This window comes from Bacillus swezeyi (genome assembly GCF_030908325.1).
GTDB classification, from domain to species: Bacteria; Bacillota; Bacilli; order Bacillales; family Bacillaceae; genus Bacillus; species Bacillus swezeyi.
Genome location: NZ_CP133085.1, coordinates 2,674,022 through 2,687,169, shown reverse-complemented (window position 1 = coordinate 2,687,169; position 13,148 = coordinate 2,674,022). Strand labels below are relative to the sequence as shown.

At 43.2% G+C, this 13,148-nt stretch carries 15 protein-coding genes and 1 riboswitch; of the genes, 13 read left to right on the top strand and 2 right to left on the bottom strand.

The features are described 5' to 3' along the window. Positions 1-5 precede the first annotated feature (5 nt). Together RBH91_RS13295 and RBH91_RS13290 are read left to right on the top strand one after the other, a co-directional pair. Complete coding sequence (locus RBH91_RS13295) at positions 6-614, top strand: stage V sporulation protein SpoVABEA (protein WP_307891894.1); 609 nt, start codon at positions 6-8, stop codon at positions 612-614. Next, complete coding sequence (locus RBH91_RS13290; protein WP_076758672.1) at positions 568-2,055, top strand: spore germination protein; 1,488 nt, start codon at positions 568-570, stop codon at positions 2,053-2,055. Before RBH91_RS13295 ends, RBH91_RS13290 begins: the two co-directional genes overlap by 47 nt. A gap of 47 nt (positions 2,056-2,102) precedes the next feature. On the opposite strand, the gene RBH91_RS13285 is transcribed toward RBH91_RS13290, so the two are convergent. Further along, positions 2,103-2,414 (bottom strand): hypothetical protein, encoded by a 312-nt coding sequence (locus RBH91_RS13285; RefSeq protein ID WP_076758674.1) that lies wholly within the window; start codon positions 2,412-2,414, stop codon positions 2,103-2,105. A gap of 393 nt (positions 2,415-2,807) precedes the next feature. On the opposite strand from RBH91_RS13285, the gene lysA reads away from it, so the two are divergent. Both lysA and RBH91_RS13275 read left to right on the top strand, forming a co-directional pair. Further along, complete coding sequence (gene lysA / locus RBH91_RS13280) at positions 2,808-4,130, top strand: diaminopimelate decarboxylase (protein ID WP_307891893.1); 1,323 nt, start codon at positions 2,808-2,810, stop codon at positions 4,128-4,130. A 225-nt stretch (positions 4,131-4,355) separates the two neighbouring features. Then, on the top strand, positions 4,356-5,210 hold the full coding sequence (locus RBH91_RS13275) for a poly-gamma-glutamate hydrolase family protein (RefSeq protein ID WP_307891892.1): 855 nt from the start codon (positions 4,356-4,358) through the stop codon (positions 5,208-5,210). Between the two features lie 2 nt (positions 5,211-5,212). Here RBH91_RS13275 and RBH91_RS13270 read toward each other — a convergent pair whose 3' ends face one another. Beyond that, positions 5,213-6,109 carry a DUF1002 domain-containing protein gene (locus RBH91_RS13270; protein ID WP_307891891.1) on the bottom strand — a complete coding sequence of 299 codons (897 nt, stop codon included), beginning with the start codon at positions 6,107-6,109 and terminating at the stop codon, positions 5,213-5,215. A 594-nt stretch (positions 6,110-6,703) separates the two neighbouring features. On the opposite strand from RBH91_RS13270, the gene RBH91_RS13265 reads away from it, so the two are divergent. From RBH91_RS13265 to ribE, 9 genes are all read left to right on the top strand, one after another. Beyond that, positions 6,704-7,141: a peptidylprolyl isomerase gene (locus RBH91_RS13265; protein WP_307891890.1), complete on the top strand. Its 438-nt coding sequence runs from the start codon at positions 6,704-6,706 to the stop codon at positions 7,139-7,141. 217 nt (positions 7,142-7,358) lie between these two features. Then, positions 7,359-8,489 carry a response regulator aspartate phosphatase gene (locus RBH91_RS13260; RefSeq protein ID WP_307891889.1) on the top strand — a complete coding sequence of 377 codons (1,131 nt, stop codon included), beginning with the start codon at positions 7,359-7,361 and terminating at the stop codon, positions 8,487-8,489. Then, a complete protein-coding gene (locus tag RBH91_RS13255; protein WP_307891888.1) occupies positions 8,479-8,691 on the top strand; it encodes a hypothetical protein in 213 nt (70 codons plus the stop codon). The genes RBH91_RS13260 and RBH91_RS13255 overlap by 11 nt, the downstream gene beginning before the upstream one ends. A 231-nt stretch (positions 8,692-8,922) precedes the next feature. Then, on the top strand, positions 8,923-9,360 hold the full coding sequence (locus tag RBH91_RS13250) for an Hsp20/alpha crystallin family protein (RefSeq protein ID WP_307891887.1): 438 nt from the start codon (positions 8,923-8,925) through the stop codon (positions 9,358-9,360). Positions 9,361-9,516: 156 nt separating this feature from the next. After that, positions 9,517-9,711 (top strand): helix-turn-helix transcriptional regulator, encoded by a 195-nt coding sequence (locus RBH91_RS13245; RefSeq protein ID WP_076758695.1) that lies wholly within the window; start codon positions 9,517-9,519, stop codon positions 9,709-9,711. A gap of 10 nt (positions 9,712-9,721) precedes the next feature. Further along, complete coding sequence (locus RBH91_RS13240) at positions 9,722-10,096, top strand: hypothetical protein (RefSeq protein ID WP_307891886.1); 375 nt, start codon at positions 9,722-9,724, stop codon at positions 10,094-10,096. A 587-nt stretch (positions 10,097-10,683) separates the two neighbouring features. Continuing rightward, positions 10,684-11,028, top strand: coding sequence for a hypothetical protein (locus RBH91_RS13235; protein ID WP_076758701.1), 345 nt, complete (start codon positions 10,684-10,686; stop codon positions 11,026-11,028). Between the two features lie 101 nt (positions 11,029-11,129). Further along, a riboswitch (FMN riboswitch) is annotated at positions 11,130-11,279 on the top strand. Positions 11,280-11,399: 120 nt separating this feature from the next. After that, positions 11,400-12,488, top strand: a complete 1,089-nt coding sequence (ribD, locus tag RBH91_RS13230; RefSeq protein ID WP_307891885.1) for a bifunctional diaminohydroxyphosphoribosylaminopyrimidine deaminase/5-amino-6-(5-phosphoribosylamino)uracil reductase RibD — start codon at positions 11,400-11,402, stop codon at positions 12,486-12,488. Between the two features lie 11 nt (positions 12,489-12,499). Further along, positions 12,500-13,147, top strand: a complete 648-nt coding sequence (ribE, locus tag RBH91_RS13225; protein WP_307891884.1) for a riboflavin synthase — start codon at positions 12,500-12,502, stop codon at positions 13,145-13,147. The last annotated feature ends 1 nt before the right edge of the window (position 13,148 follow it).

The window sequence follows — 13,148 nt, the reverse complement described above, 5'->3', positions numbered from 1 at the left end:
GAAGGATGACAGCAAAACGCAAGGTCATTTTGGTCACTGACGGCGATGTATATGCTGCCAAAGCAATTGAATATGCAGCAAAAAAGACAGGCGGCCGTTGCATTTCCCAATCAAAGGGGAATCCCAGCATCAAAACCGGCTCAGAACTAGTCTCTATGATTTTAAAAACGCCTTATGATCCCGTGTTTGTGATGTTCGACGATTCCGGTCTGCAAGGCGAAGGGCCGGGAGAGGCGGCGATGAAATATGTGGCGCAGCATCCCGATGTCGAAGTCCTTGGCGTCATCGCCGTCGCCTCAAAGACGCATTACGCAGAGTGGACCAAAGTCGATGTCTCGATTGATGCTGAAGGTGAGCTGACAGAATACGGAGTCGATAAACACGGTGTCAAAGAATTTGATGTCAAGCGCATGAGCGGTGATACAGTCTATTGCCTTGATCAGCTGGATGTCCCGATTGTCGTCGGCATCGGCGACATCGGGAAAATGGGCAGGAAAGACGATGTGAAAAAAGGTGCGCCGATCACAATGAAAGCGGTCGAGCTCATTTTAGAAAGGAGCGGGTATCATGAGTGCTCAGGCAAACGAGAAAGAGAAGACAAAAGTATTCCTTGATCCTTCTAAGAATGAAGCGTATTTCAAAAAGTATGTCGGCATGGGAGAAAGCTTTGACCTAGGCGTCCGCAAGGTCTTTGTCCTAGACCGTGAAGTTCAGCTTTATTATGTAAACGGATTATGTGACACACAGTACATCATTCACCTTTTAAGAGAACTGGTCCACTTGAATGATGCAGAAAAAGAAACGGGCGACACGGAAGAAATTGTTGAAAACAGGCTGTTAAATCAGCAGGTATCAAAAGCAAAAACGCTTGATGAAGCGGTTGATCAAGTATTATCGGGACTGGTCGCCATCATCGTAGAGGAATCGGATTTTGCTTTTATTGTTGATGTCAGAAGCTATCCTGGAAGAACGCCGGAAGAGCCTGATACCGAGAAAGTCGTACGAGGGGCAAGAGACGGGTTTGTAGAGAACATTATTGTCAACACTGCCCTTATCAGAAGGCGTATCAGAGATGAACGGCTGCGCTATAAAATGCTTCATATCGGAGAACGCTCCAAAACCGATATCTGTCTTTGCTATTTGGAAGATGTGGCAGACTCGGGTCTTGTCGAGGTCTTAAAAAAAGAAATTGAGAACGTGAAAATCGACGGTTTGCCGATGTCTGACAAATCAGTTGAGGAATTTCTCGTCGGCCAAGGCTTTAATCCTTTTCCGCTTGTCAGGTTTACAGAAAGAGCCGATGTTGCCGCGAGCCACATTTTGGAAGGTCACGTTATTGTGATAGTCGATACATCGCCAAGCGTTATTATCACGCCGACTACTTTGTTTCATCACGTTCAGCATGCCGAGGAATACAGACAGACCCCGGCCGTCGGCACGTTTTTAAGATGGGTGCGCTTTTTCGGCATTTTTGCATCAACCTTTTTGCTTCCGCTTTGGCTTCTGTTTGTCATTGAACCGTCGCTCCTGCCTAAAAATCTTTCATATATCGGCTTGAACAAAGATACCCATATACCGATTATCATGCAAATCTTTTTGGCGGATCTCGGGGTCGAATTTTTAAGAATGGCGGCTATTCATACCCCGACGGCGCTTTCCACTGCCATGGGCTTGATAGCCGCCGTGTTGATCGGTGACATAGCCATCGATGTCGGATTGTTTTCCCCGGAAGTCATTTTATACGTCTCCTTGTCGGCAATCGGTGCATATACAACCCCGAGCTATGAGCTGAGCTTGGCGAATAAAATGGTAAAGCTCTTTATGCTCATTTTAGTTGCCATCTTTAAGGTGGAGGGGTTTGTCATCGGACTAACGATATTAACCATTGTGATGGCCTCCATCCGTTCATTGAGAACGCCGTATCTTTGGCCGCTTCTCCCGTTTAACGGAAAAGCGTTTTGGCATGTTCTTGTGCGCACATCCGTTCCGGGGGGGAAAGTGAGGCCGAGTATCGTGCATCCGAAAAACAGAATCAGGCAACCAAAAAATTCTTAACCATTCATGTTTAAAAGAGGCTTATCATCAATGAAAAGGCCTCTTTTTTAAAATCCGTGTCTCTGCATGCCTCTGTATTCATTGGCTGATATCGCTACGGCCCGCAGGCTGCAGACATTGTTCTGCCGTCTGATCGGATAGACGATATAAAGCATTTCCCGGCCGGAAGGATCAATTGCTGATGAGTGAAGGAAAACCTCAGTGCCTCTGCGCCAGAATCTCGTATTCGCCGGAGCTGTAATAATCTGGCCTTCATAAGGCTCATAAATTCTCTGTTCATAGTACGGACGGTAAGGGTCGTGCATGTCTTCTTGTATATAACTTGAAGCAGGAGGATAAGGGTTAAAGTTCGGGTACATAAGATAACCTCTTTCATTTTTTCTTGGCTTTATGTTTATGTGTATATTCAGGTAAGTGCCTATTTGTATAGGCGAAATCCCCAAGGTGTAAAGTTTTTCCGGCTGCTTCTCCCGCCTTTTTCTATCAAAACTTTGCAGGTATTCCATAGATGTTTGAATGCCTATTTCTATCGATTGCTGTTTTCTGTTATTCTATAGATGATAGAGACCATACTGAATGGAAATCATTTTCAATTTAAATCAAGAAAATTTGGACAAATGATGGTTTAGATTTTTATGCGAAATGTTATAATACAACATAAGAAATTTGACTATCATAAAGCGGAAGATGTATCGGGCAGTGATCCGGACTGTCCCTTTCACCTTTGTAGATAGAGAAAGAGGGAATGACAATTGTTTTTACATGGTACCAGCAGACAAAATGAAAGAGGACATCTCGAAATCGGCGGCATCGATGTTCTATCATTGGCAGAAAGATATGGAACTCCTCTTTATATATACGATGTCGCTTTGATAAGGGAACGGGCCCGAAAATTCCAAAAAGCTTTTCAGGAAGCCGGTTTGAAGGCGCAAGTCGCGTATGCGAGCAAGGCGTTTTCATCGGTAGCGATGATTCAGCTTGCCGAAGAAGAAGGGCTGTCGTTGGACGTGGTATCAGGCGGAGAGCTCTTTACTGCGATCAAAGCAGGGTTTCCGCCTGAACGGATTCATTTTCACGGAAATAATAAGAGTCCGGAAGAGCTCGAAATGGCTCTTCAGCATAAAATCGGCTGTATTGTGCTCGATAATTTCCACGAGATTGCAATAACCGAAGAGCTTTGCAAACGAGCGGGACAAACTGTGGACGTTTTGCTCAGAATCACGCCGGGAGTTGAAGCGCACACACACGATTACATTACGACAGGACAGGAAGATTCCAAATTCGGCTTTGATCTGCATAATGGGCAAGTAGAACAAGCTATCGAACAGGTTCTTCAGTCGCAGGCTTTCGAGCTGCTTGGCGTGCACTGTCATATCGGTTCGCAAATCTTTGATACGGCGGGATTTGTTCTGGCAGCAGATAAAATTTTTGAAAAGCTCGCAGAGTGGAGGGAAACCTACTCATTTATACCTTCAGTGCTGAACCTTGGCGGAGGTTTTGGCATCCGCTATACAAAAGAGGATGAGCCGCTGCCCGCTGATGTTTATGTCGGTAAAATTATTGAAGCGGTCAAAGCGAATGCTGAACATTTCGGCTTTGACATCCCGGAAATCTGGATCGAACCCGGCAGGTCCTTGGTTGGAGATGCGGGAACGACCCTGTATACGATCGGCTCGCAAAAACAAGTCCCCGGCATTCGCAAGTACGTAGCGATTGACGGGGGGATGAGCGACAATATCAGACCGGCGCTTTATGAAGCTAAATATGAAGCGTCAGTCGCCAACAGAATGAACGCTGGACGTGATGACACCGTGTCCATTGCCGGAAAATGCTGTGAAAGCGGAGATATGCTGATTTGGGATTTAGAGGTGCCGGAAGTTCGCGATGGCGATGTTCTCGCTGTTTTTTGCACCGGTGCATACGGCTACAGCATGGCCAACAATTACAACCGCATCCCGCGCCCGGCCGTCGTCTTTGTTGAAGACGGAGAAGCGCAGCTTGTCATCCAGAGAGAATCTTATGAAGATATTGTCAAACTGGATTTACCGCTGAAATCGAAAGTGAAGCAATCATAAAACAACGGGAGGTGCCTATCAGGTATCTCACGTTGTATGTACACTTCCTGCATGCCGGGAAGTGTTTTTTTATTAAAAAGAACATGTCATACATAGAACGGCATGTGGGTCATCTGTATATAATATTGGGAATTTAACAAAAATTTAACAAAGGAGATGGTTCACTGTATGACCCCACTGCGAAGGAAGACAGCAGCTGTTGTTTTGGATTTAGAGGCGGAGTAGATGAAACCGGCCAAAGTATCCCTACTCCACCGTATGCTCCATGGCTTGAAGCAACGTGTTGATTGTAACACAGCAAACCATTTTACAGCAATAAACAGATTTGTGAATATTTTATTAATTTCAGCTGTGATTTCATTCCCATCTTTCGCAATGGCTCACGGCATTACATTTCAATCCGGTGATAAATATACAAGCTTTGAAGAACTAAAAAACAATGAAGATCCTTCAGATTACCGAATTGCGACAAAGCAGGCCGGCAGCCAAATGCTGATTATGGCGATCCATGGAGGCGGTATTGAACCGGGAACAAGTGAAATTGCAAATGAACTGTCCCAAAGCTATTCCATGTACCTGTTTGAGGGGCTGAAACCTTCGGGAAATACCGATCTGCACATTACAAGCACCCGTTTTGACGAACCTATAGCGCTCGATATGGCCGCAAGTCATCAATATATCATGTCGCTGCACGGCTATTATGAGGAAGATCGCAACATTAAAGTGGGCGGTACAGACCGCGTGAAAATCAATAGATTGGTCCAAGAATTGAAGCAATCGGGATTTCCTGCTGAAATGCTGAAGACCGATGACAAATATGCCGGAACCCATCCCGATAATATTGCCAACAAGTCCATTTCCGGACTGAGCATCCAGCTTGAAATGAGCACCGGCTTTCGGAAGTCTTTATTTGATCAATTCACATTAAAGGACAGAGCGTCAACGCAAAACGAAACATTTTATCGGTTTACAAAGCTTTTATCAGATTTCCTTCAGGAAAACTATGAAGCCGGAGGAGGATTCTCCTCCGGCATAACAAAACACCTCCTTATATGGTTAAAGGAGGTGTTTTGCGGCTGAAATCAACCAGTGGATTCTGATGTCCCGCCTCCGGTAAATATGGAAACGATGGCGTTCCATAGAGAGACAAAGAAATCAATCAGTTTTTGAATGAAGTTTTGCCCTTCTTCAGAATCGAGAAATTTTGTGATTTTATCTTTGGCTTTGTCAAGCTGGTCTCCGACCTGATTCCAGTCAATATTGATATTTTTCATGTTATCAAACAAAGAAAGAAGCGATTTTTTCTGATCTTCCGTCAATGTAACGCCTAAATCAGAAGCGGCCTGGTCAATCGTTTTTTCCAGTTCTTCCTGTGATGGAGAACCGCCGTTTTTAGCGATTTCTTCTTTCACTTTGGCCATCAATGCTGATGCGTTTTCACCGCCGATTTTCTCGCCGAGTTTAGAAGTGGTGACAAGCTCTTCATTGGCGACCTTTTTGACATCTTCGGAAATCTTTTCACCGGAAGTTGTTTCATAGGCTTTCATCAGCCCGGTTAAAGCGGCTGTTCCGGATACTTCAAAAGGCGCCGTGACATAAATTTTTGCATCCTTGACTCCGGCCGTCATCAGCGCATTTAAATACATTTCATCTGTAATCGTGCTGATGTTATTCGTTTGCACCTCCAACCCGGTGCCTTTTTTCGCGATGGTAATCGAAGAAGATGAAATCGCTCTCGATCCGATTTGCGATTTCGGTATATAATCTCCTAAATATTTGTGCTCCTCATCATTTGTCACCTCAATGATCATTGCATTTTCAGGCGCATTCATTTCTTGTAAAACCTTTTGCCTGTCTTGGCTTGATAGGTCTTTGCCGAGTGTGACAATCACGTCTCCCACTGCGGCATCAGCAAAGCTGACCTGCGGAAAGATGAGCAGACACAATGCTGTGCAAATTCCAAGTATCGTTTTTTTCAAGCTCGATGCCCTCCTTAAAAATGCAGGCTTCAGGCAGAAATTGCTGTATGTGTAAAGAAGCCTGCCGGAACGAAATTTAGCCATTCCGACAATATAGACGGATCAAAAGCGGGGGAGGTTTCAAATAAAAATCAGAGAGTATGATTTCATTGCTTCTACGACTTTAACAAACACAATTGTTGAGAAAATATCATGATATAGGAAAAGTCACAAAACAAGGAGGATTTTATCCTCCCCTTACTTTTAAGACCTATTTTTTAATTCCTTTTTGATTTCATTCAGAGAATTTAAAATTTTTTCATCTTGGTCAACAATTGCACGAATCTTAGTGTCAACAAATACGGTAGCTTTTTGCCACCTAGTAACTACATTTAATTCAATATTTCTGTAGTAATCATTGATTTAATAGGTTTTTTGTTTTGAATGATAGGTGTTTTTTTAAGGTTAACTTTTTAGTCGATTATAATTTTGTTCGTTGAATTATTCTTTTGGTTTTGCAAAGTACCCATGCTCTTTTTTTAAAGAGTGCTATTGGCTCTGTGATTCCCTTCTGTGATATAATGAGCCTTGTTATAATGAAAGGAGAGAATCAAGATGGCTAAAAAAGGATACATACAATTAACAAACGGCAAAAAAATCGAGTTTGAATTATATCCGGAGGCGGCACCCGGCACTGTCGCCAACTTTGAAAAACTTGCAAACGAAGGATTCTATGACGGCCTGAAATTCCACCGCGTCATTCCGGGCTTCGTCAGCCAAGGCGGCTGCCCGCACGGCACTGGGACAGGCGGTCCTGGCTATACGATCAAATGTGAAACAGAGGGAAATCCCCATACACATGAAGCCGGTTCTCTCTCAATGGCACATGCCGGAAAAGATACAGGCGGCAGCCAATTTTTTATCGTGCATGAGCCGCAGCCGCACCTGAACGGTGTTCACACTGTATTTGGCAAAGTCACATCAGGCCTTGAAGATGTTACTTCAATGGAGCAAGGACAAGGAATGGAAAAAGTCGAAGTATTTGATGCGTAAACAGCGCATGTGTGAAACGGCCCGTATATGCGGGCTGTTTTTTTGATGCAGTCGAATCGGCGCTAAGGATCTTAGCTGAAATCCTCCCCGCACCATTCCCTAAAAGCCAAATAAAAACAATTCTCAACAAAAAACAATTGTAAAAAAATGACCCTTTATGTAAAATATATTCAAGTGGAATCTTGGATAAAGAACGGTAAAGGAAGGGGCGTAAGGGGTGAGCGTTAAAATCCCATCGGCTGCAGTCGGGGTTAAAATCAATGAGTGGTATAATGCAATCCGCAAGTTCAATGTAACAGATGCGGTAATGCTGAAGGCTGAAATTGAACGCGAGATCTTTCAAATGGAAGAAGACCAGGACTTGCTGCTGTATTATGCGTTAATGGAGTTTCGACATAGAATGATGCTTGATTATATAAGACCTCTGGAAGAAGGGGAAGCATCGCTTGACTTTTCAGAAATATTAAAAGATATTGAAGATAAGCAGGACAAGCTGACAGGTTTGCTGGAATACTATTTTAATTTTTTCAGAGGAATGTATGAATATCAAAACCATGATTACATTAAAGCGATCTCATTTTACAGACGTGCGGAAAAGAAGCTGCTGCATGTGCAAGATGAAATAGAGAGAGCGGAATTTCATTTTAAAATGGCTGAAATATTTTATCAAATGAAACAGAGTCATGTGTCTATGAACTATGCGCTTCAAGCAGTTGAAACTTACCAAGCGCAAGAGACTTATACGGTGCGAAGAATTCAATGCGAATTTGTGATTGCTGGAAATTACGATGATTTGGAGTCGCATGAAAAAGCATTGCCTCATCTTGAAAATGCACTGAAGCTTGCTCAGGAAGAAGATCAGCGTATTTTAGAAGGACACACATTTTACAATTTGGGAAATTGTTATTACAAGATGGGGAATACTGATCAAGCAGCTGAATACTTTAACAAGGCTATTGTTATTTATAATGAAGAGAAATCAGACATACTATCAAAAGCATTTTTCAGTCTTGCACTTGTTTACTTTAAGCAAAAGCAAAATGAACAGGCTAATCAAATGGTTAACAAAGGTGTTGAAATAGCAGAGCAATCAAGCGATATCATATATATAGCAAAATTTCGTTTTTTAAAAGCTTTGTATATCGATGAAGCTGGTGTGGATTCATTATTGGAAACTTTTCATTTGCTTGAGGCCAAAAAGATGTATCCAGACATAGAGGACTTGGCTTTTGAAGCAGCTGAATATTATAATGAAATTGGGCGCTGCAGTGACTCGGTTTATTTTTATCAAATGGTATTCAGTGCTCGAAAACAAATGAAAAAAGGGGACTGGTCGTATGAAGTCTAAACTTTTGTTAACTGCCGCTGCTTCAGTCATTGGGTTATCTTTAACAAGTCTTGCATTAACAGCTAATACAGTGGATATGAACATAGCAGAAAGAAATGTGACATCCATTCCATCCAAACAATCGATCCACATAGCAGAAAGAAACGTGACATCCATTCCATCCAAACAACCGATCCACATAGCGGAAAGAAATGTGACATAATGTATGAATCGCCGAGAACATTTCGGCAAAAAGCAGTGCTTTGTAATAAGCACTGCTTTTTCATTTGTGCTTTAAATCAATCCTCATCATAACAACAAAATGTCTCTAAGCATTTCACATGAAAACAGGTTGATCAGCTGCACAGAAAAAACCGTTTTCCGCTTCTGAAATGCATAATTTAAAAAGACCGTGAAAACCATAAGGCTATCAAAACATCCAGGAGGAAAGAAAATGCCGCTCGTACCTTATGAACCATTTAAACATTTGAATACGATCAGAAGGGAGTTTGACAGGGTTTTTGCAGATTTTCCGGCAAATTTCGGAGGTGAGCACGGTTTTGGGGATATTCGCGTGGATGTTCACGAGACCGAAAATGAAATCGTAGCGTCCTGCGATATTCCCGGCCTTGAAAGCAAGGAAGATGTTCAGATTGATGTTGAAAATAACATGCTGCATATCAGCGGGTCTATCAACAGGGCAAATGAAGTGAAAGAGGAAAACATGCACAGGAAGGAGCGGTTTGTCGGCCGGTTTCACAGGTCCGTCATGCTTCCGAGTGCAGTCTCTCACGAGGGAATCAAGGCATCCTATAAAAACGGTGTGCTTGAAGTGAGAATGCCGAAGGAGAGACAGGGGCAGAAAAAGAGAATAGATGTAGAATTCCACTAGGACGATGGCACACATAAAAAGGATCCTTAGGCAGGGATCTTTTTTATTTTTCCGTCAATAAACAGAAAACCGCAATTCATTTTTCAAAATGTGTAAAGGAGGCTTTACGTAAAGTTACCTTTACGTTAGAATATAAATGACTAAGGAGGAATGCTTTTGAAAAACAGGGTGATGGAATTTAGAAAAAAGCACGGCTATTCACAAGACAAACTGGCAGAAATACTGAATGTAAGCAGACAAACGATTATTTCTATCGAAAAAGGCAAATACAATCCTTCGTTACCCTTGGCATTGCAGATGGCCAAGACGTTTCATACCATTGTTGAAGAGATTTTTCAGTTGGAAGAATAGGGGGATGATGATGAATTCAAGAAGAACTTTTTATTTTATCGGTGTTTTGTTTTTAACGATTTTTGCGATCAGAACGTTTATCGGGATTGCAACAAATACCTTGTCATTTATAGAATGTTTGATGTATGGAACTGCCGCGTTTATCTGCTTTGCCGGAGGTTATATCTTTCCTCACTTCAAAGAGAATGACGAAAGAACGAGCTTCATTAAGCAAAAAGGGATGAAGTGCTCATTCATTGCGCTATTAATTTATATGGTCATCATCTTGTACGGATCATATTTTCATATTATGACGCTAAAGACGTTTGATATAATTACCCTCCTGATAGCACTTACTATCATGACGTTATATTCTTCATGGATCATTTTGTCAAAAAAGTATTGAGCATCAGATGTGTTTATTACACAAATCACAAGCATGCGTATATTCCTTGAGATGGGATTGAAAGAGGCTTTCTAGCGAATATAAGAAAATTGCCGCATCTTTTGAGATATGTTGTCAAACCTGCATCAAATGGCCCGTCGATCTATTAAAGAGGAGGACATCGGATTGAAGGTTCTGCCGGTTTTATGACAAAGTGAAAGCTTCTTTGCGATCCATACTGGAAGTTGAAACATCAGCCCGTGTATCGTATCCGAATGTTTTGTTTCAGCCCCGCAGCTCATCCTTAGCTTCCCGAAGCGTCTGAAGGCCATTCTGTCAGCAATTTGCAACGACTCGAGTAAAGTGATGTAGTCGGCGTCATAGTCCTTTAGTCTTGTTTTTGGTCTTATTTTCTCATCCTCCCCTAAAACAGAATGTACATTCGTAGGTTATAAGGAGTATTTCGCTTGAATATGAAACGATTTGTCTTCATTATGCGTTATACTTAAAAACCACATATTTTTCCGTCTGAAACGAAGATGTTTGCTTTCATCAAATAGAGTGAAAAAACATATAATAGTTCAGAATGTGTTCTGGAGGTTTTGATCATGGGGAAAATAAGAGTCAAGCTCACGGTTTTACTCGTTTTGGCTGCCGTGCTGGCAGGAGGCTACTACTTTTTAAAAAATGGAAACATGCAGGATGCTTCGACGGCGCTCAGCCAAACGGTTTCATCCGGGGAGAAGGACTATACGATTCATCAATATAAAATCACCAAAATTGACGGCACAGAGTACCATGGAATGGCAGACAACGGAACAAAAATCATTTTTGATGCGAAAAAACTCGACCAGGATCTGTCCGACATTAAAGAAGGAGACAAAGTAAAAGCTTATTTCAGCAATTCAAACAGGATTGACGGATTGATTAAAGTCGTCAAGGTGACAAACTAGCGGCCCTCTGTTTTCAGAGGGTTTTTTCTATGCAAAGCGGTTTTCATTGCAATTTCAATATCCGGCCGCTATAATACGCATAAGGACAAGAAAATATCGATTGTATCCTTCGGGGCTGGGTGAAAATCCCGACCGGCGGTAGTAAAGCATGCAAGAGCTTTAGAGCCCGTGACCCGCGAGCCTTCTGGCAAGCGGTGGATTCAGTGAAAAGCTGAAGCCGACAGTGAAAGTCTGGATGGGAGAAGGATGAAGAAACTATGTCGAAAAAAACGTTTTAGCATAGTTTTATTTCTCATGCATAAAAAACCAACCCCCGGAACAACATTCCGGGGGTTATTGCGTTTATTCTGCAGAAGAAAGGAGGGACGAATATGACCGACGAGCATTATATGAATCTCGCATTAGAGCTTGCAAAGCAGGGCGAGGGACAGACGGGCGCGAATCCGCTTGTCGGAGCCGTTGTCGTCAAAGACGGACAGGTTGTCGGAATGGGCGCCCATTTAAAATACGGTGAAGCGCATGCCGAAGTGCACGCCATTCAAATGGCCGGCCGCCATGCTGAAGGTGCGGTGATTTATGTTACGCTTGAACCTTGCAGCCATTACGGCAAAACGCCGCCTTGTGCAGAACTGATCATCCGCTCCGGTTTGAAAAGGGTGGTTGTGGCAGCTGAAGACCCGAATCCTCTTGTCTCGGGACGAGGCATCAGCATAATCAAACGGGCGGGGATTGAGGTGACGACAGGCGTTTTGAAAGAGCAGGCGGAAGAGCTGAATGAAAAATTCATGCATTTTATGCGGACGGGACTGCCGTATGTCACATTAAAAGCCGCTGCAAGTCTTGACGGCAAAACGGCCACCCATACCGGTGACAGCAAATGGATTACCTCTCATGAAGCAAGGCTGGATGCTCACAAGTATCGAAAAAACCACCAGAGTATTTTAGTCGGTGTGGGCACAATAAAAGCAGATGACCCAAGTTTGACATGCCGCCTGCCTGGAAAGGTGAATCAGCCGGTGCGTGTCGTTCTGGATACAAAGCTTACGATTCCGCTTCATTCAAAAGTGATTCATGATCAAGAAGCGCCCACTTGGATTTACACGACTTCCAAGGCTGATCCCGAAACCGTTCGCTACCTGGAAAACGAAGGTGTTCAGGTAACTGTGCTCGATGCCGAGACGATTTTGGTGCGCGATGTGCTGCAGCACCTGGCTGAGAACGGCATCACCTCGGTTTATGTCGAAGGAGGGTCCGCTGTACATGCGAGTTTTGTCAATGAAGGACTTTATCAGCAAATGATCTTCTATCTTGCCCCAAAATTAATCGGAGGGCTGCATTCTCCCAGCATCATCTCCGGTGAAGGCTTTCAATCGATGAAAGATGTCCCCTTATTACAATTCACAACCATTACAAGAATCGGCCGCGATCTCAAACTAGCGGCAAAACCTATAAAAGAATAGGGTGGTGACCCATGTTCACAGGCATTATTGAAGAAGTCGGAACGATTCTGGACATGAAAAAGACGGGAAACGCCATGTCTTTAGTCATTCAAACAAGCAAAGTGACGGAAGATGTCAAGCTCGGTGACAGCATTGCAGTCAACGGAGTCTGTCTGACCGTCAATGATTTTAAACAAGGTCAGTTTACGGCGGATGTCATGCTTGAAACGATGAAAGCAACATCGCTTGGCACTTTAAAAAAAGGCAGCCTCGTCAACCTTGAAAGGGCGATGGCTGCAAACGGCCGATTTGGCGGACACATGGTGTCAGGACATGTTGACGGCACTGCATCCATCGTACGGATAGAAAAAGCGGAAAACGCCATATACTATGATTTAAAGCTTGATCCTGCACTGGCGCAAATGCTTGTGCTGAAAGGCTCGATCGCCGTAGACGGCGTAAGCCTGACGATTTTCGGACTGACAGATGATCAAGTCACGGTCTCGCTTATTCCGCACACACTGGATGAGACGATTTTTCCAGTCAAAAAGACCGGTGACATCGTCAACATTGAGTGCGACATGATCGGCAAATACATTTATCGTTTTCTTCATCAATCAAAAGAAGAAAAGCAGGCAAAAACAATCACCGAAGCGTTTTTAAAAGAAAACGGGTTTTAGA